Source organism: Deinococcus planocerae, assembly GCF_002869765.1.
Classification (GTDB): domain Bacteria; phylum Deinococcota; class Deinococci; order Deinococcales; family Deinococcaceae; genus Deinococcus; species Deinococcus planocerae.
Genome location: NZ_PNOR01000008.1, coordinates 67,255 through 91,124, shown reverse-complemented (window position 1 = coordinate 91,124; position 23,870 = coordinate 67,255). Strand labels below are relative to the sequence as shown.

The 23,870-nt window shown below is 70.6% G+C and carries 27 protein-coding genes, 1 tRNA gene and 1 other RNA gene; 17 read left to right on the top strand and 12 right to left on the bottom strand.

Translation table 11 applies throughout. The features are described from left to right. Window positions 1-9: 9 nt before the first annotated feature. The 3 genes from A7B18_RS06430 to A7B18_RS06420 all read right to left on the bottom strand — a co-directional run bounded on the left by A7B18_RS06430 (window position 10) and on the right by A7B18_RS06420 (window position 2,133). A complete protein-coding gene (locus A7B18_RS06430; RefSeq protein ID WP_102125857.1) occupies window positions 10-444 on the bottom strand; it encodes a superoxide dismutase in 435 nt (144 codons plus the stop codon). 154 nt (window positions 445-598) lie between these two features. Then, complete coding sequence (locus A7B18_RS06425) at window positions 599-1,750, bottom strand: S1C family serine protease (RefSeq protein WP_102125856.1); 1,152 nt, start codon at window positions 1,748-1,750, stop codon at window positions 599-601. Beyond that, a complete protein-coding gene (locus A7B18_RS06420; RefSeq protein ID WP_102125855.1) occupies window positions 1,747-2,133 on the bottom strand; it encodes a hypothetical protein in 387 nt (128 codons plus the stop codon). Before A7B18_RS06420 ends, A7B18_RS06425 begins: the two co-directional genes overlap by 4 nt. A 214-nt stretch (window positions 2,134-2,347) precedes the next feature. Here A7B18_RS06420 and A7B18_RS06415 point away from each other — a divergent pair, with 214 nt between their 5' ends. Beyond that, window positions 2,348-3,049: an XRE family transcriptional regulator gene (locus tag A7B18_RS06415; RefSeq protein WP_102125854.1), complete on the top strand. Its 702-nt coding sequence runs from the start codon at window positions 2,348-2,350 to the stop codon at window positions 3,047-3,049. A 19-nt stretch (window positions 3,050-3,068) separates the two neighbouring features. Further along, window positions 3,069-3,530: a gamma-glutamylcyclotransferase family protein gene (locus tag A7B18_RS06410; RefSeq protein ID WP_102125853.1), complete on the top strand. Its 462-nt coding sequence runs from the start codon at window positions 3,069-3,071 to the stop codon at window positions 3,528-3,530. Between the two features lie 87 nt (window positions 3,531-3,617). Here the strand turns inward: A7B18_RS06410 and rpsO are convergent, their stop codons facing one another. After that, window positions 3,618-3,893 carry a 30S ribosomal protein S15 gene (rpsO, locus tag A7B18_RS06405; protein WP_102125852.1) on the bottom strand — a complete coding sequence of 92 codons (276 nt, stop codon included), beginning with the start codon at window positions 3,891-3,893 and terminating at the stop codon, window positions 3,618-3,620. Window positions 3,894-4,085: 192 nt separating this feature from the next. On the opposite strand from rpsO, the gene A7B18_RS06400 reads away from it, so the two are divergent. The 4 genes from A7B18_RS06400 to A7B18_RS06385 all read left to right on the top strand — a co-directional run bounded on the left by A7B18_RS06400 (window position 4,086) and on the right by A7B18_RS06385 (window position 5,428). After that, window positions 4,086-4,170, top strand: a tRNA-Leu gene (locus A7B18_RS06400). A 111-nt stretch (window positions 4,171-4,281) separates the two neighbouring features. Then, window positions 4,282-4,380, top strand: an RNA gene (gene ffs, locus A7B18_RS06395) — signal recognition particle sRNA small type. A 32-nt stretch (window positions 4,381-4,412) separates the two neighbouring features. After that, entirely contained in the window at window positions 4,413-4,916 is a 504-nt protein-coding gene (locus A7B18_RS06390; RefSeq protein WP_102125851.1) for an arsinothricin resistance N-acetyltransferase ArsN1 family A, read from the top strand. Between the two features lie 152 nt (window positions 4,917-5,068). After that, window positions 5,069-5,428 (top strand): tRNA-binding protein, encoded by a 360-nt coding sequence (locus tag A7B18_RS06385; protein WP_102125850.1) that lies wholly within the window; start codon window positions 5,069-5,071, stop codon window positions 5,426-5,428. Window positions 5,429-5,437: 9 nt separating this feature from the next. Here A7B18_RS06385 and A7B18_RS06380 read toward each other — a convergent pair whose 3' ends face one another. Further along, window positions 5,438-5,818 carry a hypothetical protein gene (locus A7B18_RS06380; protein WP_102125849.1) on the bottom strand — a complete coding sequence of 127 codons (381 nt, stop codon included), beginning with the start codon at window positions 5,816-5,818 and terminating at the stop codon, window positions 5,438-5,440. A 58-nt stretch (window positions 5,819-5,876) separates the two neighbouring features. Then, a complete protein-coding gene (locus tag A7B18_RS06375) occupies window positions 5,877-6,200 on the bottom strand; it encodes a helix-turn-helix transcriptional regulator (RefSeq protein ID WP_102125848.1) in 324 nt (107 codons plus the stop codon). Window positions 6,201-6,327: 127 nt separating this feature from the next. Between A7B18_RS06375 and A7B18_RS06370 the strand changes: the two genes are divergently transcribed. The 4 genes from A7B18_RS06370 to A7B18_RS06355 all read left to right on the top strand — a co-directional run bounded on the left by A7B18_RS06370 (window position 6,328) and on the right by A7B18_RS06355 (window position 10,262). Next, window positions 6,328-7,824, top strand: coding sequence for an NADP-dependent isocitrate dehydrogenase (locus A7B18_RS06370; protein ID WP_180970048.1), 1,497 nt, complete (start codon window positions 6,328-6,330; stop codon window positions 7,822-7,824). A gap of 69 nt (window positions 7,825-7,893) precedes the next feature. Next, window positions 7,894-8,631, top strand: a complete 738-nt coding sequence (locus tag A7B18_RS06365) for a carbonic anhydrase (protein ID WP_245872770.1) — start codon at window positions 7,894-7,896, stop codon at window positions 8,629-8,631. Between the two features lie 119 nt (window positions 8,632-8,750). Beyond that, window positions 8,751-9,530 (top strand): transporter substrate-binding domain-containing protein, encoded by a 780-nt coding sequence (locus tag A7B18_RS06360; RefSeq protein WP_102125847.1) that lies wholly within the window; start codon window positions 8,751-8,753, stop codon window positions 9,528-9,530. A 66-nt stretch (window positions 9,531-9,596) separates the two neighbouring features. Then, window positions 9,597-10,262, top strand: coding sequence for an amino acid ABC transporter permease (locus tag A7B18_RS06355; protein ID WP_180970047.1), 666 nt, complete (start codon window positions 9,597-9,599; stop codon window positions 10,260-10,262). 64 nt (window positions 10,263-10,326) lie between these two features. On the opposite strand, the gene A7B18_RS06350 is transcribed toward A7B18_RS06355, so the two are convergent. Continuing rightward, entirely contained in the window at window positions 10,327-11,523 is a 1,197-nt protein-coding gene (locus tag A7B18_RS06350) for an MFS transporter (protein WP_102125845.1), read from the bottom strand. A gap of 30 nt (window positions 11,524-11,553) precedes the next feature. Here A7B18_RS06350 and A7B18_RS06345 point away from each other — a divergent pair, with 30 nt between their 5' ends. Next, window positions 11,554-12,246: a hypothetical protein gene (locus tag A7B18_RS06345; protein ID WP_102125844.1), complete on the top strand. Its 693-nt coding sequence runs from the start codon at window positions 11,554-11,556 to the stop codon at window positions 12,244-12,246. A 62-nt stretch (window positions 12,247-12,308) separates the two neighbouring features. After that, the gene (locus A7B18_RS06340) at window positions 12,309-13,013 is read left to right on the top strand and encodes an IclR family transcriptional regulator (protein WP_102125913.1); all 705 of its coding nucleotides are present in this window, start codon (window positions 12,309-12,311) and stop codon (window positions 13,011-13,013) included. A gap of 184 nt (window positions 13,014-13,197) precedes the next feature. Here the strand turns inward: A7B18_RS06340 and A7B18_RS06335 are convergent, their stop codons facing one another. Continuing rightward, window positions 13,198-13,437, bottom strand: coding sequence for a hypothetical protein (locus tag A7B18_RS06335; protein WP_102125843.1), 240 nt, complete (start codon window positions 13,435-13,437; stop codon window positions 13,198-13,200). A 123-nt stretch (window positions 13,438-13,560) separates the two neighbouring features. Between A7B18_RS06335 and A7B18_RS06330 the strand changes: the two genes are divergently transcribed. Further along, the gene (locus A7B18_RS06330) at window positions 13,561-14,727 is read left to right on the top strand and encodes an aminotransferase class I/II-fold pyridoxal phosphate-dependent enzyme (protein ID WP_102125842.1); all 1,167 of its coding nucleotides are present in this window, start codon (window positions 13,561-13,563) and stop codon (window positions 14,725-14,727) included. A 108-nt stretch (window positions 14,728-14,835) separates the two neighbouring features. On the opposite strand, the gene A7B18_RS06325 is transcribed toward A7B18_RS06330, so the two are convergent. From A7B18_RS06325 to A7B18_RS06310, 4 genes are all read right to left on the bottom strand, one after another. Continuing rightward, the gene (locus A7B18_RS06325; RefSeq protein ID WP_102125841.1) at window positions 14,836-15,267 is read right to left on the bottom strand and encodes a P-loop nucleotide/nucleoside kinase family protein; all 432 of its coding nucleotides are present in this window, start codon (window positions 15,265-15,267) and stop codon (window positions 14,836-14,838) included. Between the two features lie 8 nt (window positions 15,268-15,275). Then, window positions 15,276-17,243, bottom strand: a complete 1,968-nt coding sequence (gene acs, locus A7B18_RS06320) for an acetate--CoA ligase (protein WP_102125840.1) — start codon at window positions 17,241-17,243, stop codon at window positions 15,276-15,278. A gap of 231 nt (window positions 17,244-17,474) precedes the next feature. Continuing rightward, entirely contained in the window at window positions 17,475-19,067 is a 1,593-nt protein-coding gene (locus A7B18_RS06315) for a solute symporter family protein (RefSeq protein ID WP_102125839.1), read from the bottom strand. Further along, window positions 19,064-19,363 carry a DUF485 domain-containing protein gene (locus A7B18_RS06310; protein ID WP_102125838.1) on the bottom strand — a complete coding sequence of 100 codons (300 nt, stop codon included), beginning with the start codon at window positions 19,361-19,363 and terminating at the stop codon, window positions 19,064-19,066. The genes A7B18_RS06315 and A7B18_RS06310 overlap by 4 nt, the downstream gene beginning before the upstream one ends. 228 nt (window positions 19,364-19,591) lie before the next feature. On the opposite strand from A7B18_RS06310, the gene moaA reads away from it, so the two are divergent. The 4 genes from moaA (at window position 19,592) to A7B18_RS06290 (ending at window position 23,861) form a co-directional block, all read left to right on the top strand. Further along, window positions 19,592-20,611, top strand: a complete 1,020-nt coding sequence (gene moaA / locus A7B18_RS06305) for a GTP 3',8-cyclase MoaA (protein ID WP_102125837.1) — start codon at window positions 19,592-19,594, stop codon at window positions 20,609-20,611. Between the two features lie 146 nt (window positions 20,612-20,757). Continuing rightward, window positions 20,758-21,450 carry a GntR family transcriptional regulator gene (locus A7B18_RS06300; protein ID WP_102125836.1) on the top strand — a complete coding sequence of 231 codons (693 nt, stop codon included), beginning with the start codon at window positions 20,758-20,760 and terminating at the stop codon, window positions 21,448-21,450. 208 nt (window positions 21,451-21,658) lie between these two features. Beyond that, the gene (locus A7B18_RS06295) at window positions 21,659-22,282 is read left to right on the top strand and encodes a TetR/AcrR family transcriptional regulator (protein WP_102125835.1); all 624 of its coding nucleotides are present in this window, start codon (window positions 21,659-21,661) and stop codon (window positions 22,280-22,282) included. 100 nt (window positions 22,283-22,382) lie between these two features. Then, window positions 22,383-23,861: an ATP cone domain-containing protein gene (locus A7B18_RS06290; RefSeq protein ID WP_102125834.1), complete on the top strand. Its 1,479-nt coding sequence runs from the start codon at window positions 22,383-22,385 to the stop codon at window positions 23,859-23,861. Window positions 23,862-23,870: the final 9 nt, after the last annotated feature.

The following is a 23,870-nucleotide window of genomic DNA, read 5'->3' as shown; positions in this document are numbered from 1 at the left end:
GCGAGGAGGTTAGGGGACCGTCACCGCCGTGCAGGCCACGCCGGGGTCGGCGGGGGTGCCCTGGGCGTCGCTCGCCGTGTGGATGTTGAAATACGTCGCCTGGGCGATGTCGGCGCGCGGCACGCTGCCGTTCAGGGTCAGGATGCCTGTGCCGTCGGTCGTCCCCACGATCTTGCTGCTCATGATGGGCGGGCCGCCGCTTTTGCAGGGGTCGGTGCTCGCCGTGCCCTGGAGGTGGTAGTGGGCCACGTAGAACTGGTTGGCCCGCAGGCCCGTCACCTTCGCCGACGTGAGCACCGCGTCGCCCGAGCGCCGGGCCGTCACGACGCCCGCCGGGTCGAGGTCACCGGCGGCGGGTTGCTTGCCCAGCGTGAAGGTCTGGACCCCCAGCGCGCCGCACGACGCGACGACGAGAGGCAGGGCGAGGACGAGGAGTCTCTTCATGGGTGGACCTCCTTGGAACTGCGAACGCTGAATGTGGAACAAAGGTACTCTGCCCATTTTTCGCGGTTCCGCAGTGTCGAACGTCGTGCATTGTGAAGGCAAGGTCAAGGGCGCCGGACGTGAGGCACGTGTCCGGCGCCCAGGGAGCAGACCGCTAGTTCTGGACCTGCACCTGGGGGCGGGCGGCGAGGGTGAGCTTGACCTCGATCCTCTTGCCGCCGCGCAAGACGGTAAGGGTCACCGTCTCGCCGGGGCGGTAGCGGCGCACGGCGTACTGGAAGTCGGAGAAGTTGGCGATGGCCTGGCCGTTGACGGCGGTGACGAGATCGCCGGAGACGCGCTTACCCTGCTCGTTGAGGGTGAGCGGCTGGAGGCCCGCCCGGGCCGCGGGGCTGCCGGGGACCACGTTCGTGAAAAAGGCGCCGGGCGTGTCGCCGAGCCCCAGGTCGAAGACGCGGTTGAACTCCGCGAAGCGGTCGGCGGGGAGCGCGAAGGCGAATTCGAGCTGCGGGGTCAGGGCGATGCCGATGACGGGCGCGTCCCGCTTCTCGCCCCGGCGCAGCGCGGCGAGCGTGGCGTTCGTCCGCGTGACGGGCACGGCGTAGGCGGTGATGCGGCCCCCGCGCGGCCCCCCCACGCTGATGTAGCTCACCACGCCGACGACCTCTCCCTGGGCGTTGAGGATCGGCCCGCCGCTGTCTCCGGGGATGAGCTGCGCGTTCAGTTCCAGGGTGCCGGGCGGGAAGTCCGCGCGCCCCGCGTCGCTGTCGAGGCCGGTCAGGCGACCGGTCTTCTGGACCAGGAACTCGCCGCCCCCGTTCCCGATGGCGAGCGCGGCGTCTCCCACCTGGGGCCCCCTCGCCGCGAGCGGCATGGAGGGCGTTCCGCCCGGCACGTTCACCCGGATCAGGGCGAGGTCGGACTGATCGTCGTAGCCGACGACCTGCACCGCGTAGCGCTTCTTGTCGAGCGTCTGCGCGCTCAGCGTCTTGGAGGCGAAGACCACGTGGTAGGCCGTCAAGGCGTAACCGTCGCCGATCAGGAAGGCGGTGCCCACCCCGTTCGGCTCGCGGCAGTTCGTCGGCGGGCAGTCCTCGATGCGCAGGGTGGCCGGGCGCAGCTTGCGGAACAGGGCGTCGAGCGCGGCCTTTTCCGTCTGGCTCAGCGGCGCCGGGGTGGCAGCTCGGCGCTCGGCGGGCGTCGTGCCGGAGGAGGGGGTTGTCTGAGCCGAAGCCACGACACCACCGAGCAGCAGGGCGGACAGCACCAGCAGGCCGCGCGCGGCGGCGGGGCGAACGACGTTCATGCTTCAGTGTGAGTGTTTTCATCCAGGTGGTATGTGCGGTGTCTTCCCTTCCGGCCCGGGGGGTCCTCCGGGTCGAGACCCGCCAGCCCCAGCCGCCGCTCGATCACCCCGCCCAGCCGCGTCAGGATGCCCGGCCCGCTCCAGCCCGTCACGCACGCGGCGGCGAGCAGCAGCGCCGGAACGGGCGCGGGCCGCCACAGAGCCGTCAGCAGCGCCACCACCGTCAGCGCCGCGATCCCCGCCGCCGCCGCGTGCGCCAGCACCCGCCGAACACGCGGGGGGGCGGGCCGGGCGAGCTGCCGGGCGAGCTGCGTCACGCTCCCCGCGCCGAACGCGGTGCCCAGCACGGGAAGAAGATCGAGGAGGGGGGCAAGGTCGCTCATGGAAAGCCTCCTGGGGGGGGACGAGACGGGCGGCCCCGCCCACACCCCGGGGGTGAGGACAGGGACGCCGGGCAGAGGGAGGACCGGAGGCGAATGGGCCGCGCGGGCTCGAAGCGGGGCGCTCTGGATACGCCATCAACATAATATGACTGTGGGCATATCGTCAAGCTCGGCCATTCCAGTTGGGGCATTTCGCACAGGCTAGACTCCCGGCATGACGGTTCTCTCCCCCGACCTTCCCCGCTGGCTGCGCGAACGCCGGGCGAGCCTGGGCCTGCGCCAGGACGAGGTGGCGCGCCTGACGGCCCTGCACGGGGGTGAGGCGGGCAGCGTGACGCAGCCGTACCTCAGCCGCCTGGAGCGGGGAACCCGGCCCCTGAAGGCGCTGACTCCTTCCCGGCAAGACGCCCTGCGGCGGGCCCTGGAGATCAGCGCGAGCGAGTGGGTGGCGCGCACGGGCTTGCCGCTGCTGAGCGCCCCGGGGGCGGGGGCCGAACTGCTGGGCACCCTCGACCTGATCCGGGTGCCCGTGCGGGCCCTGGCGACGGCGGGGCTGCCGCTGTCGGAGGACCAGGGGAGCGTGATCGACCACGAACTCGTTCCGGCGCGCGAGCACCGACCGGGAATGCTGGTGCTGGAGGTGCAGGGCGACTCCATGAGCACGGGGGAAGGCGGCGCGGGCGGCATCCGCCCCGGTGACCGCATCTACGTGGACCCCGGCGACCTCGACCTGCGCGAGGGCCGGATCTACGTTCTGCACGTTCCCGGCCTGGGCCTGACCGTCAAGCGGCTGCGGCGGTACGGCCCCCACGTCTGGCTCACGAGCGACAACCCCGACCACCCCCCCGTCAAGCCCGAGGAGGCCACCGTCGTCGGGCGGGTGTACTTCCACCAGCCGCGGGGCAACCGCCTCTGAGCCCCCTATCCCCGCTAGCATGGCCCGCGTGCAGGCCAAGCCCCTCACCCGAGTTTTCGTCTACGGGACCCTGATGCCCGGCGAGCGCAACGCCCACGTGGCCGCGCGGGGCGGCGCGTTCGTGGCCCGGCCCGCCCATCTCCCCGGCTTCCGCCTCCTGCACCTCCTCCCCGAGGCGTACCCGGCGGTCGTGCCCGGCAGCGCGGAGGACGGGGTACGCGGCCACGTCCTCACCTACGCCCCCGAGGACTGGGGGGCCGCCCTCCCCTTCCTCGACGCGCTGGAGGGCGTGGGCGAGGTGCCGCCCCTCTACACGCGGGAGCGGGTGACTGTGACGTTGGAGGGCGGCGAGACGCAGGCCGCCTGGGTGTACGTGTACGCGAACGCCCCGCGCCTCGCCTGCCCCGGCGTGGTGCCCCTTCCCGACGGCGACTGGCGGAGGGCACCGGACCGGGCCCGTCCTCGACCGGGAGACCGTTAGCTTTGCTGGTGACCTGCGGCTGGCGACGGACGACTTCCAAAGGAAAACCGCCCCCGGACGATCCGGGAGCGGCGGGGCCGGGAACCTTCAGCGGACGATGCGCTGGCCGCGGCGAATGTTCAGGCGGTCGGTGAGGGCGATGTAGCCGTCGTAGTCGGTGCGCTCGAGGTACTTCAGGAGGCGGCGGCGCTGGCCGTTGAGGAGTTGCAGGCCGCGCTGGCCGTGCTTGTCCTTCTTGTTCTCGGTCAGGTGCTTGGAGAGGTTGTTGATGCGCTCGGTGAGCAGCGCGATCTGCACGGGGGTGCTGCCGGTGTCTTTCTCGCTCTGGGCAAACGTCTGGATGGTCTGTTTCTTGTCGATCACGTGGTCCCTCTTTTGTTGTGAAGTCCCGCGCGGATCAGCCGGGCCAAAGGGGTCGTCCAGCGGATGAGCACTGGCAAACCTGCCCGACCGCTCACGGCGGCAGCGGGTAGCTTAGCACGCCGGGGCCGGGAGGCAAGCTCGGCAGTTGACAAGGCGGGGGGCGGCACCTATCATTCCTTTCGCTTCACCGTTGCTGGGGTGGCGGAATTGGTAGACGCACTAGCTTGAGGTGCTAGCGCCGCGAGGCGTGTGGGTTCAAGTCCCATCTCCAGCACCAACGGGCCGCCGGAATCTTGAGGGTTCCGGCGGTGCCCTTTTGGCGTGGCGCACTTTTGCCGTGCCCCTTCCCAGCCGCGTCGCCGGAACGTGTGCTACACTCCGCGTCGCATTGCTGGCGCAGCGCAGCGGGGACGCCTGAACCTGGTCAGGGCCGGAAGGCAGCAGCCATAAGGGATGATCTCTGGGTGCCGCTGCTCACCGGCAATGCTTTTTTTTTGTCCCCGTGACATGATTTCCCCCATGCCTGCCTCCCGAGCGGCCACGCCGGACGACGCCCGCACCGTCACCCGCATCTACAACCAGGGCATCGCCGACCGGATCGCCACCTTCGAGACGAGGGAGCGTTCGGAGGCCGAGGTGGCGGAGCGGCTGCGGGGACCACACCCCGCCGTCGTGGCGCTGGACGAGGTGGGAGAGGTCGTCGCCTTCGCCTGGAGCGGCCCCTACAGCACACGGGAGGCGTACGCGACCATCGGCGACCACGGGGTTTATGTGGGGCGGGAGGCGAGGGGGCGGGGGTACGGCGAGGTGGCCCTCCGTGCGTTGATGGACGCGGCACGGGAGGCGGGGCTGCACAAGCTCACCAGCCGCGTCCTCGTGGACAACGCGGCCAGCCGCCGCCTGCACGCGCGTTGCGGCTTCCGCGAGGTGGGCGTCCACCGCCGCCACGCTCGGCAAGGCGGCGAGTGGCGGGACGTGGTGACGGTGGAGGTATTGCTGGACGAGGAGCCGGGAAGCGGGTGAGGACCTCCTCCCCAGGCTGGGCGGGCTCCACCTTATGCCCATGCCCGTCCATCTCCGGCTACCGTTCGGACGGTGGATGCGTCCGAATGGGGTGCTGTTCCAGCGAAGGACTCGGCACCGGGTGTGCTGCCGAACAAGGAGCGTGGTGTGGAATGGCGACGGAACTGAAGACGACCGTAACGTACGAGGACACCCTGGGGCGGCTGGACATCCGGCTGGGGCGCGTGATGGAGGTCGAGGTCGAGCCGAGCACCCCGAAGGCGTCCTACCGGCTGACCGTGGACTTCGGGAAGTACGGGCGCCGGGTCAGCGTAGGCCGTTTCACCGGGCACGCGCCCGGGGAGTTGCTGGGCCGTCAGGTGGTGGGGGTGCTGAACTTCGAGCCGCGCCAGATCGGCGACGCGACCTCGGAGGTCCTCATTCTCGGGGTGCAGTTTCCGGGGGCCGCGAGCGGGGAGGCAACTGTTCTCACTCCTGTAAAGGAGGCCAAACTCGGTGGCAAGGTGTTCTGAGGGCGGCACTCACCGCGTCTTGGGGATCAACACCAGCGACTGCGTTTCTTTTACCACGGCGAGTTCGTGCAGCCGTTCGGGGTCGAGGTCACCCGCCTTCGCCAGCGCCTCGGCCTTCTTGCGGTCGATGGTGGCGACCTCCAGGGCGGCGGCGTCGCCGAACACGTCGCGGAAGGGCTCGACCGGGTACTCGACCCGGCGCGAGACCTTGAGTTCGGCCCGGTAGAGGTCCGTCTCGGCGCGGGCTCCGGCGGCAAGGGCCGACTTGATCCGGGCGGCGAGAGCGTCGCGCTCCAGTTCCAGTCCGAGCAGCGTGTCGCGCAGGGTGGCGTAACGTTCGAGCAGTTCGTCCAGGGTGAGGTCCACAGTGGGGTCGAGCGGCGCCGTCATGAGCCCAGCCTAAAACAGCCGCGCTCCGGCGGCGGGTCGAGCGGCACGTTGTTCCCCGTCAGGCGGGCTGGAGGGCGGTTTCCGCCTCGGGCGCCTCCTCCAGCAGGGCGAGGAGGTGCCCGACCGTTCGGTGCGCCTCCAGCGGGTGACGCAGGTGGAAGCCGGGGTCCACCGTGTAGCTGTTGCGGCGGCCCTGACGGCGGCGCGTGATCACCCCCGCCTGCTCCAGGTCCCGCACGATCCGCTGCACCGCCCGCTCGGTGATGCCCACCCGTTCGGCCACCTGCCGCAGGGTGGCGCCCGGGTCCCGCACCAGACACAGCAGCACGTGGCTGTGGTTGGTCAGGAAGGTCCACTGGCTGTCGGGGGCAGGGTCGGTCATGGCGGGGGCCTCGGCGTCCCGTCACGACTGTACCGGGTGCAAAAGGCGAAACGCAATACACGAAAAAGTTTTCGCTATTATCTCCCCAGTCGTGGGTCAGCGTTTCCGGCCCACCCAAGGAGAACCCATGAACACGACCTCTGCCCAGACCAAGCTCTCCCCCGCCGAATCCGCCGCCGCGCCCGCCCTGACGCCCATCGCCATAGCGCCCGGGGACGGGATTGGGCCCGAGATCATGCAGGCCACGCTGCGGGTATTGGAGGCGGCGGGGGCCCGGATCGAGCCGCACCCTGTGGAGGTGGGCAAGGAGGTCTACCTGCGCGGGGTGAGTTCGGGAGTCGCGCCCGAGGCGTGGGAGGTGATGCGGCGCACCGGAGTGCTGCTCAAGGGCCCGATCACCACCCCGCAGGGCGGCGGGTACAAGAGCGTGAACGTGACCCTGCGCAAGGCCCTGGGGCTGTACGCGAACGTGCGCCCGGCGCGGGCCTACGCGCCCTTCGTCGCCACCCACCACCCGGAGATGGACCTGGTGATCGTGCGCGAGAACGAGGAGGACCTGTACGCCGGGATCGAGCACCGCCAGACCGACGAGGTGTACCAGTGCCTCAAGCTGGTCACGCGTGAGGGCTGCGAGCGGGTGGTGCGCTACGCCTTCGAGTACGCCCGGGCCCACGGGCGGCGCAAGGTCACGGCGATGAGCAAGGACAACATCATGAAGCTCACCGACGGCCTGTTCCACCGGGTCTTCGACGAGGTGGCGCAGGAATATCCCGACATCACCGCCGACCATATGATCGTGGACATCGGCGCGGCGCGGCTGGGGGCGCGGCCCGAGACCTTCGACGTGATCGTGACCCTCAACCTCTACGGGGACATCCTCTCCGACATCGCCTCGGAGGTGGCGGGTTCGGTGGGGCTGGGGGGCAGCGCGAACATCGGGGGAACGGTGGCCCTCTTCGAGGCCGTCCACGGCAGCGCCCCCGACATCGCCGGGCAGGACAAGGCCAACCCCAGCGGCCTGCTGAACGCGGCGGCCCTGATGCTCACCCACATCGGGCAGGGGGACGTGGCGGCGCGGGTGCTCAACGCGTGGTTGAGGACACTGGAAGACGGCGTGCACACCGGGGACATCGCGGGCGAGCACACCACCCGGCGGGTGGGCACCCAGGACTTCGCGCAGGCCGTCATCGACCGCCTGGGCCAGATGCCGGGGCGCCTGCCCGCCGTGAGCGGGGAGGCGGCCCCGAAGATTGGGGTGCAGCTCAAGTCCCGCCCCCGCGCCGAGAAGGTGGCCGTGGGCGTGGACGTGTTCCTGGAGTGGTATGACGCGGGCCGCCAGCCCGACGTGCTGGGGGCGCAGCTCAGTCAGGCCGCAAATGCCGACTGGAAGCTCGACATGATCTCCAACCGGGGGGTGAAGGTCTGGCCGCAGGGCCTGCCCGAGACCACCTGCTCGGATCACTGGCGCTGCCGCTTCCTGTGGCAGGGGGAACGTTCCCTCACCCCGGCGGACGTGCTGGCGCTGCTCGCCCGCGTGTCGGAGGTGGGGCTGGACTTCGTGAAGACCGAGCACCTCTACACCTTCGACGGCCAGCCGGGGTACACCGCGGGGCAGGGGCAGTAGTCGGGGACAGTCAGAGCCGGGGCAAACGAATTTCGCCGCCTCATGGCTCACCCGCTCTAGGATGGGCGGGTGAGTGATCCGGCGTCCGACCTGCTGCCGCCTCCCCTGCCCTCCGACCTCGAACGGCGCGTGCTGGCGGCGATCCGCCGGGGCGCGAGCATGGCGGACATCGCGGAGCTGCGTCCGGCGCGGATCAGCACCCCGGAAGACGCCATCCAGGCCCTCCAGGACGGCAATGCGCGCTTCTTCTCGGGCCAGGCCACCCGCCCGGAGGCGGACGCCAACCAGCGCCGGGCGCAGATCATGGGCCAGACCCCCTTCGCGGCGATCCTCGCGTGCAGCGACAGCCGGGTGCCCGTGGAGATCGTCTTCGACCAGGGCCTCGGCGACCTCTTCGTGGTGCGGGTGGCAGGCAACGTGGTGGGCGACGCGGGGCTGGGCACGCTGGAGTACGCGACCGAACACCTCGACGTGCACCTGATCGTGGTGATGGGGCACGAGGGGTGCGGGGCGGTCGCCGCCGCGATGCTGCCGGAGGAACAGGTCGCGCAGGAACCCGAGAACTTCCGCCACCTGATCGCCCGCATCCAGCCCTGCGTGCGGGACCTCCCTCCCATCCGCGACAAGAAGGCCCGGATGCGCGAGGCCGTGCTCAACAACGTCCGCTGCCAGGCCGCCGCCCTGCGCGAGCAACCCGTCATCCAGGCCGCCGAGGCGCGCGGCCAGATTCGCGTCATCGGCGCCTACTACGAGATCGGCTCGGGCGCCGTCGACTTCCTGATCGAGGACGAGGACCTGCGCCCGTAGAGACCGAGTCGACCTGCTACTCGAAGCAAAGCACTTTACAAAACAGAGCATCGCGAGTAGAGTGGGAAGCCGCGTGGCGCCCATCCCGAGCAAGCGGCGCCCTCTTCCACGGAGGAACCATGCAGCGAACCATCCTGACCATCCTCGCGCCCCTGCTTCTGGCGGGCGGCGCTCAGGCCCAGAGCCAGAACAAGCCCAGCACCCTGACACCCGGCGTTCTCAAGATCGGGATGGAGGGGACGTACGCGCCCTTCACCTACAAGGACGAGAAGGGGCAGCTCGTCGGCTTCGACGTGGACATCGCCAGGGCGGTGGCGGCGAAGCTGGGTCTCAAGCCCGAGTTCGTGCTGACCGAGTGGAGCGGCATCCTGGCCGGGCTCCAGGCGCGCAAATACGACGTGATCGTCAACCAGGTGGGCATCACGCCGGAGCGGCAGCAGGCCATCGGGTTCAGCCGGCCCTACGCCTACAGCAGCCCGCAGATCATCGTGCGGAAGAACGCCCCCGCCGCCTTCAAGACGCTCGCCGACCTCAAGGGCAAGCGGGTGGGCGTCGGGCTGGGGAGCAACTTCGAGAAGCAGCTTCGTGACGCGGGCGGCATCAACGTGGTGACGTACCCCGGCGCCCCCGAGTACCTGCGCGACCTGATCTCGGGCCGCCTCGACGCCGCGTACAACGACCGCCTGCTGGTGGGCTACCTGATCAAGCGCGACAACCTCCCCGTCAAGGGCGCGGGCGTGATCGGCGCGCCGGAGCCCGTGGGGATCGCCCTGCGCAAGGACAACGCGGCGCTCAAGGCCGCCGTCGACCGGGCGCTGACCCAGATCAAGGCGGACGGCACGTACGCGAAGATCAGCCGTCAGTGGTTCGGGCAGGACGTGAGCCAGCCCGGGAAGTAAGGACTGCGGGCGGCGGGACGCGGGGGGAACACTCCGGGCGTCCCGCCGCCGTTTAAGGTGAGCCCCGTGGACCTCTCCTTCATCCTGCAAAGCGCCCTCCAGGCCCTGCCCGTCCTGATCCAGGGGGCGGGGATCACGCTGGCCTTCGCGCTCGCGGCGATGGTGCTGGGGCTGCCGCTGGGCTTCCTGGTGGCGCTCGCCCGGTTGTCGCGGTTCGCTCTCCTGCGGTGGCTGACGGGCCTGTACGTGTCCTTTATCCGGGGCACGCCCCTGCTGGTGCAGATTTTCGTCATCTACTACGGGCTGCCGAGCTTCGGGATCACCTTGAACCCGGTCGTGGGCGGCGTGCTGGCCCTCACGCTCAACGCGGGCGCCTACCTCTCGGAAACGATTCGCGCCTCGATCCTGTCGGTGGGGCGCGGCCAGCGGGAGGCGGCGTACAGCCTGGGGCTGACGGGGGCGCAGACGATGCGGCTGATCGTGCTGCCGCAGGCGCTGCGGGTGGCGGCCCCCAGCCTGGGCAACAGCCTGATCGGTCTGGTGAAAGACACGTCGCTCGTCAGTGTTATCACGGTGGTGGAACTGCTGCGCAGCGCCCAGCTCGTGATTGCCCGCACCTTCGAGCCCTTCGGCCCCTACATCATGGCGGCCCTGCTGTACTGGGCGATCAGCGGGGTGCTGGAGGCTGTGCAGCGTCGGGTGGAACGGCGGCTCGCGCGCGGAACGGTGTAGGACAGACAACGGGAGGGAGGGGGACACGTTGGCGTGCGTCCCCCTCCTTCTGTTTTGCCTCCCGTCAAGTCGCCGTCCGCCGCGCCTGCGCCCGCACCGCCACCGTCCACGTCAGCGCCAGGAGGGCGAGCAGGGTGGAGAGGGCCAGCATCAGCGTTCCCGTCTCGACCCGCCACGCCGCCAGCGCCGCGCCCAAGGTCAGCCCGACCGCGTTCACGCCCATCAGTGCGCCGACCACACGACCCCGCAGCCCGTCCGGCACGAGTTGCTGGGAACGGGTGGTGGCGGCGACCTCCAGCAACCCTAACCCCAGGCCGAAGACGGCGGCGGCCCCCCACCACGCGGGCACCGGGGTCAGGGTGAAGCCGAGCGTGCCCAGGACGAGGACCCAGCGGCCCGTGCCGATCAGGGTATCCAGCCGCCAGCGCACGGCGAGCGGCGTGACAAGGGCGATGCCCGCGAGGACACCCCCGGCGATGACCATCTCGAAGACGGCGTAGTCAGGAGCGCCCCGCCCGAAGACCGTCATGTGGAGGGGAGCGCGGACGTTCATCACGTTCATGGCGAGGTTGAGCGCGAAGCTCATGGCGAGCAGGGCCAGCAGGAGGGGCGAGCGGCGGATGACCCGCAGGCCCTCTAACACGTCCCGGAGCGGCTGGACCCGTCCGCCCGCCGCCCCTTTCAGATGGGGCAGGGCCAGCGCAGCAACCAGCAACCCCAGGATCAGCGGCGCGCTGACGAGCAGCGTTCCCCCTGCGCCGAATCCGTGGACGAGCACGCCGCCCACCCCATAGCCGACGAGGGGAGCGCCCATCAAGGCCCCGCTGTTCAGGCTGTTCGCGCGGGGCAGCAGCGCCGGGGCGACCAGACGCGGCACAAGCGCGGCCCCCGTGGCGTAGGCGAGGGTGGAGAGCAGGCCGTTCACAAAAGCCAACGCGGCGAGGAGGGCGAGCGGGGCCGTGCCTGCCAGCGCCAGCCCGCCCACGGCTCCCACCGCGACCGCCCGCCCCCCGGCGCTGAGGGCCAGCAGGACGCGCGCGGGCAGCCGGTCGGCCAGCCCGCCCAGGAGCGGCGCCAGAAACCGCGGCAGGCTCCCGCACAGCACCACGAGGCCCACCGCCCCCGCTCCTCCCCCCGCGTCCAGCGCCAGGAATGGCAGGGCAACGGCGACGGCGGAGTCTCCAAGAGCGGTTGCCCCCAACCCCGCCCAGTACGTCCAGAAGGCGCGCGGCAGCGTGGTGGCGGAGGCGGTGGTCGTCATACCCCCAGCGTCCGGCGTACCCTACCGAAAATGCCGCAGACCATTTTGGGTTCCTTCGAGGGCGAGTGGTTCGAGGTGAGCACGCCGGAGCAGGCCCGGTTGCTGAGCGACCCGGCGGCCCTGCGCCATCTGGAGCCCTTCCTGGGGCGGACGCGGGGCGCGGGGGCAGCGGCGCGCGAGGCGGGGGTGAGTGTGGAGCGGATGCTCTACCGGGTACGGCAATTCCTGGGGGCGGGGTTGCTGGAGGAGGTGGGGGAGAAACGCCGAACCGGGCGGCCCATCCGGCTCTACCGGGCGCCCGCGGGCCTCCGGGTGCCCTTTCACCTCACGCCCTTCGCCGACCTGGAAGCGCAGCTCATCCGGCACGGGCGGCCCTTCGACCGGTTGCGGGCTCGCGCCGGGGCGAGGCGGCTCGCGGAGCTGGAGTTGGGCACCCGCCTCCTCTACCGCGACTCCGGCGGCGAGGTCCACTCCGAGGTCCTCCTCCCCGAGGGCCGCACGCTCGCCGAGGTGCGCGTGCGGCACTTCGGCGGCGACTACATGGGGGTGCTGTGGCTGGACGAGCAGACGGCGCGGCGGGTGCAGGCCCACCTCGACGCCCTGCGCGAGGAGTTGAGCGGGCAGGGAACCGAGCGGGAGGGAGCCCGGCCCTACCTCGTCCAGACGGCGCTCCTGTCCCTCGACCCCGGCGACCGGGAGGAATGGTTGGGGCCGCCCGGCTGACCGACCTTCGGCCTTCCGTCATGATCACGCCCTACCCACGGGCGTCCCTGTACGCTGGACGCGTGCTGTCCCTTCAAAAAGCCGCCAGCATCCTGGGAGCCTTCAGCGCCGAGCAGCCCGAGTGGGGGGTGCGGGCGCTCGCCTCACACCTCGGCGTGCCGCGGGCGACGGCGCATGCCTACCTGGCGGGGCTGACGGAGGCGGGCTTCTTGCGGCGCACGCCCGCCGGGAGATACCGCCTGTCGTGGCACATCGCGGAGATGGGGGCGCAGCTCACGGCGGCGTTGCCGTGGTTTCCGGGGGCGCGGGCCTTGATCACCCGGCTGGCCTTCGGGGTGCGGGCGGTGGCCTTCCTGTGCATCCTGGAGGCCGAGGAGGTCGTGTGCGCGATCCGCGAGCGCCACCCCGACGCGGACATCGACCTGCCGCTCGACATTTACCTACCCGCCACCGCCACCGCGAGCGGCAAGATCCTCTACACCCACGCGGACATCCACCCGCGCGAGTTCAGCGCCTGCACGGAAAGCAGCATCACCACCCCCGACGAGTGGCGCACCGAGGTCGCCCGGGTGCGGCGCCGGGGCTACGCCTACTCCATCGAGGAGTGGGTCGAGGGGCAGTGCACCCTGGGCGTGCCCTACCGCCACGGGGGCCAGGTCGTCGCCGCCATCGGGGTGCAGATGAGCGCCGAACGCTACCTGAGCGAGGAACGCCTCGTGCGCGAGCGCGTGCTCGGGATCGTCCGGGAGGCGGAGGAGCCGACGTAGGGCCGGGGGGAGGCGAGGTCAGGAGAGTCCCCCGGGGACACAATGCACGCGGCCCTGCTCGCCGGGACGCGCGGGTCGGCAGCCCAACAGAGAAACCGCCGCCCCTGGTGACGGCGGCAGTTCTGTTGGCAGAGAGTCGTTCGGGGGTGCAGTCAGGACCCGGCGCGCCGGGCGGGGCACACGCTCAGTCCGCCGCCTCCCGCGCTTCCTGGGCCTGAAGGTCGGCGCGGACCAACGGCTCGGAGGAGAGGTAGCCGATGGTGCGCCAGGGGATCTCCAGTTCGGCGCCGTTCGCGTTTAGGGTGAAGGGAGTGACGGGGAGGACCGCCTGGTTCAGCGTCCGGCTCAGACGGTTCTTCTGGGCCAGGGTCAGGGTGGTGGTGATTACGTCGCCGTTACACAGGTGAAGCTTTACGGTCAGCATCTCGCCTCCAGTGGGATGGGACTGTCTTCAGGATAGATTCACTTTCTTACCGTCTTCTTTCACGGCGCCGCTCTTCCGGCAGACCACGGGACGCCGGGCCGCGGGAGTGTTAGCCTGCCGGGCATGTGGACCTCAAGGCGGGCGGCGGCGGTGCCGGGCAGCGTCTTCGCGCTCATGGACGCCGCGAAAGGGCGGGCGCGGGCGGCGGGCCTGGGCGTGATCGACCTCAGCATCGGATCGAGCGACCAGCCGCCCCCGGAGGCTGCCCTGGAGACCCTGCGGGAAGCCACCCGCGACCCCGCCACCTACCGCTACCCCCTCTTCAGCGACACGGCGCCCCTGCGCGAGGCGGCGGCAGGCTACCTCACGCGGCGCTTCGGGGTGCGGGTGGACGCGGGCCGCGAGGTCCTGCCCCTGATCGGCGCGCAGGAGGGGCTGGCCCACCTGCTCCTCGCGGTGGCCGACCCGGGCGACACCGTGCTGCTCCCCGACCCCTGCTATCCCCCCTACCTGGGGGCAGTGGCGGTCGCGGGCCTGAGGGCCGTCACGCTGCCCCTCCTGCCCGACCGGGGCTTCCTGCCCGACCTGGACGCCGTGCCGGACGAGGTGCGGCCCCGCGTTCTGCTCCTGAACTACCCCAACAACCCGACCTCGGCGGTGGCGGACGCGGCGTTTTTCCGGGAGGCCGCCGCGTGGTGCCGCGCGCGGGGCACGCTGCTGATCCACGACCACCCCTACGCCGAGCTGACCTTCGGAAATTACCGGGCGCCGAGTGCCCTGGAGGCCGGGCTGGAGGGCGTCGTGGAGCTGCACTCGCTCTCCAAGACGCACCACCTCGGCGGCTTCCGGATCGGCTTCGCGGCGGGCGACGCGGACGCGCTGGCGGCCCTGGCGCGCGTGAAGGGGGCCGTTGACTTCCACGCCTACCTGGGCATCCAGCGGGCGGCGGCGGTCGCGCTGGGCCTTCCCGACGAGCTGGGGCGGGTGGGCGCGCGGGTCTTCGAGGCGCGGCGAGACGCCCTCGTCCCGGCCCTGCGGGGGCTCGGGTGGGAGGTCGCGCTGCCGCAGGCGAGCATGTACGCCTGGGCGAGGGTGCCGGGGCTCACCGACAGCGTGGCCTACGCCGTGCGCGCCGCCGAGGAGACCGGGGTCGCCGTCAGCCCGGGCCGCGCCTTCGGGGAGCGGGGCGAGGGCTTCGTCCGCTTCGCGCTCGTGCAGCCGCCGGAGGTGCTGGTGGAGGCGGCGCGGAGGCTAGCGGAAGTGGCCGTCCGGGATCGGGTGTCGATTTAGTTGGAGGCTCCGAACAAAGGCCAGCACCTGTTCCAGATGGTCTTCTCCAGCGGAAGTGTTGACGCGCAACAGGGGAAAGCCCAGTTCGGGCGGCTCCGCGAAATAGGCTCAGCGGTCCGCTTCATCCCGGTAGCGTAGGGCCAACGCCGAGTCGTTGAAGCAGGGGTGCCGATTGGCCGCGCGGGCGGCGTAGCGTTCCACACGAACGTCCCGGTCGCAGTCCAAATGAACGTGCGCCGTGGTCGCCCGCGCCAGGACGGGCTGAAGTTCGTCCACCGCCCGCCGGAAGTGCAGGCTGCTTTCCGCAATGACATTCGAGCCGTTGGCAAGAAGGTCCCCCGTCAGCGAGTAGAACAGCCTCCAGGCCGTGTCGGCAGACGCCTCCCGCGCCTCACTTCCTGAGGGCAAAGCGTCCCACAACAATTCCCTGATCCGGTCACGAGACAGCAGCGGCCACGCCAACTCGGCTGCAAGTCGGGCGGCCAACCGGCTTTTGCCGCTGGCGGGCGCACCCGTCAAGAGCAAGAGGACCGGGGGCACCCCTCCCCTTACACCGCCTGCGTCGCCGCCAGCCGGTCGAGCACCGTGGGGTCTTCCAGCGTGCTCGTGTCGCCCTGAATCTCCTTCCCGGCGGCGATCTGGCGCAGGAAGCGGCGCATGATCTTGCCGCTGCGGGTCTTGGGCAGGGCGTCCGCGATGATGATCGCGTCGGGGCGGGCCAGTGCGCCGATCTCCTTGGAGACGTGGGCGCGGATCACCTTGGGATCGACCGTGTGCCCGACCTGCGGCAGCACGAAGGCCACCACGCACTCGCCCTTCACGTCGTCGGGTTTGCCGACCACGGCGGCTTCCGCGATGCTCGGGTGGGCGACGAGGGCCGATTCGATCTCCATCGTGCCCAGGCGGTGCCCGGAGACGTTGAGCACGTCGTCGACCCGGCCCACCACCGTGATGTAGCCGTCCTGATCGCGGCGGGCCCCGTCCCCGGCGAAGTAGACGTGCGGAATCTCGCCCCAGTAGCTCTTGCGGTAGCGCTCGTCGTCGCCGTAGACCGTGCGCAGCATCGAGGGCCAGGGCCGTTTGATCACGAGCAGGCCGCCGTCGTCGGGGCCGAGTTCGTCGCCCGCGTGGGTCATGATCGCGGGCTCGACGCCGAACATCGGGAGGCCCGCGCTGCCGGGCTTGCTGGCGTGCGCGCCGGGCAGGGTGGTCAGCATGATCGCGCCCGTCTCCGTCTGCCACCACGTGTCCACGACCGGGCAGCGTTCGCCGCCGATCACGCGGTAGTACCACATCCACGCCTCGGGGTTGATGGGCTCGCCGACCGACCCCAGCAGGCGCAGGCTGCTCAGGTCGTAGCGGGACGGAATTTCGTCGCCCTGCCGCATGAAGGAGCGGATCGCCGTCGGCGCGGTGTAGAGGATGGTGACCCCGTGCTTCTGGACGACCTCCCAGAAACGGCCCCAGTCGGGGTGGTTGGGCGCGCCCTCGTACAGCACGACCGTCGCTCCGTTGAGCAAGGGGCCATACACGCTGTAGGAGTGCCCGGTCACCCAGCCCACGTCGGCGGTGCACCAGTACACGTCGTCGTCGCGCAGGTCGAAGACGGTCTGGGTGGTGAGGTACGTGCCCACCATATAGCCGCCCGTCGTGTGCTGCACGCCCTTGGGCTTGCCCGTGCTCCCCGAGGTGTAGAGGATGAAGAGGGGGTGCTCGGAGTCGAGTGCCGCGGCCTCGTGCTCCTCACCCGCCGAGCCCACCACGTCGTGCCAGAACACGTCGCGGCCTTCTTGCATGGGGGCGTCGCAGTCCGCGCGGCACACGACCACGATCTTTTCCAGGCTCGGAGCACTCTCGGCGGCCCGGTCGGCGTTCTCCTTGAGCCTGACGAGCGAACCGCGCCGCTGCCCCGCGTCGGCGGTGATGAGCACCTTGCTCTGCGCGTCGCCTATGCGGTCGGAAAGCGCACTCACCGAAAAGCCCCCGAAGACGACGCTGTGGACGGCCCCGATGCGGGCGCAGGCGAGCATACTGATCGCGGCCTCGGGGATCAGCGGCAGGTAGAGGGTCACCCGGTCGCCCGCCACGACGCCGAGGGAGGTCAGCGCGTTCGCCGCCTTCTTCACCTCGCGCAGGAGCTCCGCGTAGGTATAGGTGCGGACCGTGCCGTCCTCGCCCTCCCAGACGATGGCCGTCTTGTCGCCCAGGCCGCGCGCCACGTTGCGGTCGAGGGCGTTGTGGGCGATGTTCGTCTGCCCGCCCACGAACCAGCGGGCGTGGGGTTCTTGCCAGTCGAGCACCCGGTCCCAGCGGCGCATCCAGCCGAGCTCGTCGGCCACCTCGCTCCAGAAGCCGTCGGGGTCGTCGAGGCTGCGGCGGTAGCGTTCCTGGTACTGCTCGCGCGAGACCCGGGCGCGCGCGGCGAACTCTGCGCTCGGCGGAATCACCCGGCTCTCGTGCAGCATCGCGTCGATGTGGTCGGTCGGGGTGGGTCGGGACAGGGCGGGGTCGGTCATGCGGGGAAACCTCCGGGCAGGGGGCGCCTCTTGGGGGGCTCTGCGGGAATCGTGGCTGTCCTGGCTTTGAGTGGACCCACTGTACCGCCGCCAGCGCAGGCGGGCATGTGTCGTTACGGGAGGGGTACTGCACCGGGTCCAAGCTGCCCCGGCCCGCTCCGAGAGCGAAACCCCCGACCGCTGGGCCGGGGGTGAATGCGGACGGCTGGTCAACAGAAGCTCTGCCGCCTCTCAGTCGTGCGCCGCGACCGTTCCGTCCACGCCCGCCCCGGTGTAGGCGCGGAACTGCATCTCCTCGAAGGCCTGCTCGGCGCCCTCGTTGCGGCGGGCGGCGCCCACCAGCGTCCCCAGGACGGCGAAGAGGAATCCGGCGGGGATGGACACGATGCCGGGGTTTTCGAGCGGGAAGATCGCGGGGGCCTGGACGAGGTGGCGGCCCGTCGTCTTCTCGGGCGGGTCGATGCCGCGGATGTTGGGGCTCACGGCGATCAGCGCCAGGCAGGTCAGGATGCCGCCCACGATGCCCCAGATCGCGCCCGTGGCGTTGAACTTGCGCCAGAACAGGGTGAAGAGGATGACGGGCAGGTTGGAGGAGGCCGCGATGGCGAAGGCCAGCGCCACCAGGAACGCCACGTTCTGCGTCTGGGCCGCGAGGCCGAGCAGGATGGCGATCACGCCGACGCCGACGGTGGCGAGGCGGGCCACCCGGAATTCCTCGCGCTCGGTCGCCTGCCCCTTGCGGATCACGCCCTTGTAGATGTCGTGGGTGAAGCTCGTGCTCGCCGCGATGGTCAGGCCCGCCACGACCGCCAGGATGGTCGCGAAGGCCACGGCGGTCACGAACGCGAGGCCGAACTCGCCGCCCACCGTGCCCGCCCCGCCGAAGAGGGCCTGCGCGAGCAGCGGTGCCGCCATGTTGCCCGCCGCGTTCTCCCGGGTGATGGTGTCCTTGCCGACGAGCACGTTCGCCGCGTTGCCCATGAAGGCGGTCATCACGTAGAAGGCGCCGATCAGGACCATCGCCCACACCACGCTCTTGCGGGCGTCCTGCGCGGTGGGCACGGTGTAGAAGCGCACCAGGATGTGCGGCAGCCCGGCGGTGCCCAGCACGAGCGCCAGGCCCAGCGAGATCAGGTCGATGGGGTTTTTGTACTTCACGCCCGCACCCAGGAACTCCGCCCCGTTGCGCTGCTCGACCGCGCCGAGCAGGCTGGAAAAGCTCCACCCGAAGCGGCTCAGGATCAAAACCGTCATCACGATGGTCGCGAACATCAGCAGCACGGCCTTGATGATCTGCACCCAGGTCGTGGCGAGCATCCCGCCGACCACCACGTAGATGATCATGAGAACGCCGACGAGCGGGATGGCGAGCCCGGCCCCGATCACGCCGCCCGAGAGCAGGCTGATCAGGCTCCCCGCGCCGACGACCTGCGCGATCATGTAGAAGGTGCTCACGACGATGGTGCTGATCGCCGCGTAGGTCCGCACCCGCTGGTCCTTGAGGCGGTAGACGAGCATGTCGGCGAGCGTGTACTTGCCGAGGTTGCGCAGGGGCTCGGCCACGATGAACAGGACCGTGAGGTAGGCGATGAACCAGCCCACCGAGTACATGAAGCCGTCGTAGCCGTTCAGGGCGATCAGACCCGTGATGCCCAGGAAGCTGGCCGCGCTCATGTAGTCCCCGGCGATGGCGATGCCGTTTTGCGGGGCGCTGATCCGCCCGCCCGCCACGTAGAAGTCCGAGGCGCTGGTGTTGCGCCGACTCGCCCAGAAGGTGATTCCGAGCGTGATCGCCACGATGATCGCGGAGAGGAGAAGAGTCATCGCTGGGCCTCCGCGGCGAGGCGGTCGAAGGTGCGGGCCTTGACGACGTAGATCGCGGCCATGATCCAGCCCATCGCGAACTCCAGGAAGGCGAACACGTACCCGAAGGTCACGTTGCCGAACACCTTCGTCGCCATCAGCGGCTTGTTGTACCCCGCCAGGATGGGCAGCATGAAGTACAGCACGAGGAAGGTGATCGTCATGATCACGGTGAAGCGGTTGCGCTCGGCCACCAGCCGCGCGTAGGCGGCGTTGCGGACGGGCGGCGAGCCGGATTGCAGACGGGATACGGTCATGCGGGCCTCCTGGGGGCGGGGAGCACGAGGGTCGGCGGGGCGCCACGGGCGCGCGGGCAAATTGAAGGTTGTCCAAAAGATTAGGGCGCTCTTAACCCAATAGCAATGAACCGGGTTCAAAAAGGACGTCCCTGTGGACGGAACAGCGCGGCCCCGGCGACGGGCAAGATGGGCACAGCGTGAGCCGGGCCTCCACCCCCCGCCCGCGCACCCGCTATGGTGGGGGGGATGCTCCTCGACCGGCTGAACCGGCCCCTGCGTGACCTGCGCGTCAGCGTGACCGACCGCTGCAACCTGCGCTGCACGTACTGCATGCCCGCCGAGGTCTTCGGGCCGGGCTACGCCTTCTTGCCGAGAACGGAGCTGCTGAGCTTCGAGGAGATCGAGCGGCTGGCGAGGGTCTTCGTGGAGCTGGGGGTGCGCAAGCTGCGGATCACCGGGGGCGAACCCCTGTTGCGGCGCGACCTGCCGGAGCTGATCGGGCGCCTCACCCGTTTGAGTGGGGTGGAGGACGTGGCGCTCACCACGAACGGGCTGCTGCTTCCCCGCCTCGCCGCCGACCTCAAGGGCGCCGGGCTGGGGCGGGTGACGGTCAGCATCGACAGCCTCGACCCGGAGGTCTTCGGGCGCATGAACGGGCTCGGCGTGCACCCGGAGCGGGTGCTGGGCGGCATCGAGGCCGCGCTCGCGGCGGGCCTGGGCGTCAAGGTGAACACGGTCGTGCAGCGCGGGGTGAACGACGAGGGGCTGCGCAACCTCTGGCTGGCCCTGCGCGAGGGGGCGGTCGTGCGCTTCATCGAGTTCATGGACGTGGGCAACCACAACGGCTGGAACCTCGACTCGGTGGTGCCCTCGCGCGAGGTGCTCGCCCGCCTCGGCGAGGACGGCACGGGGGCGGAGTTCCGGCCCGTGAATCCCCACTACCGCGGCGAGGTCGCCGAGCGGCACGTGGACGCGGCAGGCCACGAGGTCGGGCTGATCTCCTCGGTCACGGCGCCCTTTTGCGGCGACTGCTCGCGGGCGCGGCTCTCGGCGGTCGGCGTGCTGTACACCTGCCTCTTCGCGGGCGCGGGCACCGACCTGCGGGCCCCGCTGCGTGCCGGGGCGGGCGACGACGACCTGCGCGAGTTGATCGCGGGCGTATGGCGTGAGCGCCGCGACCGCTACAGCGAGGAACGCGGCGAGGCCACCCCGTCCGGGGCGGAGGGACCCGGGCGCAAGATCGAGATGTCGCACATTGGGGGCTGAGGGCCCTCCTTCCAAGTGGACCCCGGGCTGCCGGCCCCTTGTCCTGGGGCGGGTGACAGGCGGGGCCGCCTTGTGTACGTTGGACACCAACCCTAAGATGAGGTTGTATAGCCGCGTGCCGTTCTGGCGGCCCCCCGGAGGGATGCATGGCGAAGTACCCGCTCATCAAGACCACCCTCAAAGACCGGCTGCTGGGTGGGCACTACCCGGAGGGGCTGCCCCTGCCCAGCGAGCCGCAACTCGCGCGCGAATTCGAGGTCTCGCGCATGACGGCCCGCCGCGCCATCGACGAACTCGAACGCGAGGGCTACGTGTACCGGGTGCAGGGGGCGGGCACCTTCCCGACCGGGAAACGCTTTCGCCAGGGCATGTTCCGGGTGCGGCCCTTCAAGGAGTGGGCGCGCCACCCCGAGCACCGCACGACCGTGCTGCGCGCCATGCAGATCGACGCGACGCCCGAGATCGCCATCGTGCTCCAGATTCAGCCCGGCGACCCGGTGATCTTCGTGCATCGCCTGCGGACGGCGGGCGACGAGTCGCTGGTGATCGAGAAGAGGTACGTCAACGCCCGCCTCGCCCCCGCGCTCATGGAGCACAACCTCGCCGCCGAGAGCGTCCACGAGGTCATGGTCTCGATGGGCGTGCCCCTCACCCGCGTCGAGCAGAACCTGGAGGCCGTCAACCTCCGCCAGGAGGAGGCCGACCTGCTGCGCGTGCCGCTGGGCACCGCCGCCTTCCTCCTGAGGCGCACGACCTACAGCGGCCCCAAGCGCGTTTCCTACGTCAACTACTGGGTGCGGGGAGACCGGTACGCTTTTCAGGACAGCTTCGAGCCGTAGGGGCGGTGGGTGGGGAGTGGTGAGGCGTGAGTGGGGAGAAGAGGCTGGGGCGTACGCGGCTCGGCCCTTTTCTTTCTCCACTCACCACTGACCACGGGCCACTGACCACGGGCCACTGACCGCGCCGGTCCCGGTGTAGACACCCCTCCCCCGCCTTCATGTTTGACGGGGTGCAAATTTGGACTCCAGACGCTATATGTGAGGGATCATGGATTCCTCCTCACTCCGGGAGCGTCAGAAGGAACGCCGCCGCGCGCGGATTTACAACGTCGCTCTGGAGCTGTTCAAGCGGGGCGGCTTCCAGGCGACGACGGCGACCGACATCGCCAAGGCGAGCAACGTGTCGCGGGGGACCTTTTTCAACTACTACCCCTACAAGGAAGCGGTGCTCCTCGACTACGGCAGCGAGGTGATGGACCGCCTGCGCGACCAGGCCGAGGCCCGGCTCTCGGAAGGCACCGCGCCCCTGACCGTCCTGTACGAGATCTGGGACCAGCTCGCCGAGGAAAATGGGCGCGAGCGCGACCTCTTCCCGCCGCTCGCCTACGAGGTGATGAACCCCAACCCCGAGCGGGCCCGGACGGCGTACCAGGCGCTGCCGCTGAGCAAGGTGATCGAACTGATCCTGCGGCCCCTGCACCAGGCGGGGCAGATTCGCACCGACATGAGCCTCCAGCGCATCAGCAACCTGATCGCCGACACGTACCTGATGGTGGCCCTGCGCTGGAGCGCGTACGGCACCGACCGCACCTTGCAGGAGGAGACGCGGCTGGCGCTCAACCTGCTGTTGGAGGGGGCGCTGCGGCGCGAGCCCACCGGGCGGACAACCTAGGGGCGCGGGCGTCCCGGCCTCCCGGACTCTGACCACCCACCCCATGACCCCGGGTGGGGGCGCGTAGAATGCCCCCCGGTTTTCCCGGAGGTCCCCGCCCTTGACGCAGCCCGAACTCACCGTCGGTTCCCCCCGCCACCACTGGCCCTTCAGCCGGGGGCTCGTCGTGGAGTCGTTGGTGAACGCCGGGGCGAGTGCCCCTACGGCGGCGGCGGTGGCGCGGCGGGGGGAGGGGCAGCTCCGCTTTTCAAAGCGGTCGCCGGTCAGCCCCGAGGAGTTGCAGGCCCTGATGGTCGAGGTGGCGCACGACGTGGCGGGGGAGGAGGTGGCGCAGGCCGCCGCCCGGCAGACGCCCGCGTTCGTGGACATCCTGGTGCGGGCGAAGAAGGGGACGCTGCCCTTCAGCCGGGGAGTCCTCGCCCGCACGCTGGAGGACACCGGCCTCTCTCCGCGCGACGCCTACGCGGTGGCGAGCGCGGTGGACGTGGAGTTGCGGCAAGCGGGCGTGCGCGAGCTCGGGGTGGAGGCCCTCGACGCCATGACCGAGCGGACCCTCGCCGAGCGGTACGGGGAACACCTGCGGCTGACGTACCGCTTCCTCCAGCGCAACCGCGGGCGGCTCGGCGTGGTGAGCGCGGACGGGGGCACGCCGAGCCCCTTCAGCAAGGGCCTGCTCGTGCAGTCGCTCCTCGCGGCGGGGGTGGCGCCCGACGTGGCGCGCAAGGTGGCCCGGGTGACCCAGCGCGACTTGCGCGGCAGCGAGGACCGGGTGGTGACCCGGCGCGCCATCCGCGAGAAGGTCGAGGCCCTGCTGCGCGACGAGGTGGGGCCCGACGTGAGCGCGCGCTACCGCCTGTTGCGCCTGGTCCGCCGCCCGCCCCGGCCCCTGGTGGTGCTGCTGGGCGGCGTGAGCGGCACGGGCAAGAGCTACCTCGCCGCCGAGATCGCGTACCGATTGGGGATCACGCGGGTGGTGAGCACCGACTCGATCCGGCAGGTGATGCGGGCGATGGTCTCCCCCGCCCTGGTGCCTACCCTGCACGCGAGCACCTTCAATGCCTGGGAGGCGTTGATTCCGCCCGGCGAGCCCCGGCCCGAGCACCCCACGGAAGGGGCGCTGCTGGCGGGCTTCCGCGATCAGGTCGGGCAGGTGAGCGTGGGGCTGGGGGCGGTGGTGCGCCGCTCGGTCGAGGAGGGCGCGAGCGTGGTGCTGGAGGGCGTGCACCTCGTGCCGGGCTACCTGCGGGCGGAGGCCTACGCGGGGGCCATCGTCGTGCCCATGCTCGTGGTGCTGCGGGGCGAGGACGAGCACCGCCGCCACTTCGAGTCGCGCGACCAGGAGACGGCGGCGAGTCGGCCCCTGCACCGTTACATGCGCTACTTCCGCGAGATTCGTACGATGCAGCGTTTTCTGGAGGACCTCGCCGCCCGCGAGGACGTACCCCTCCTCGACGCCCTCACCCTCGACGAGAGCGCCGATCAGGCCGTGGACGTGGTGCTGCGCCGGGTGATGGCGGCCCTGACCCCGGACGAGCGCGCGGCCCTGCTCGGGGAGGAGGACAAGGCGGCGGGACGGTAGGCGCCGGGG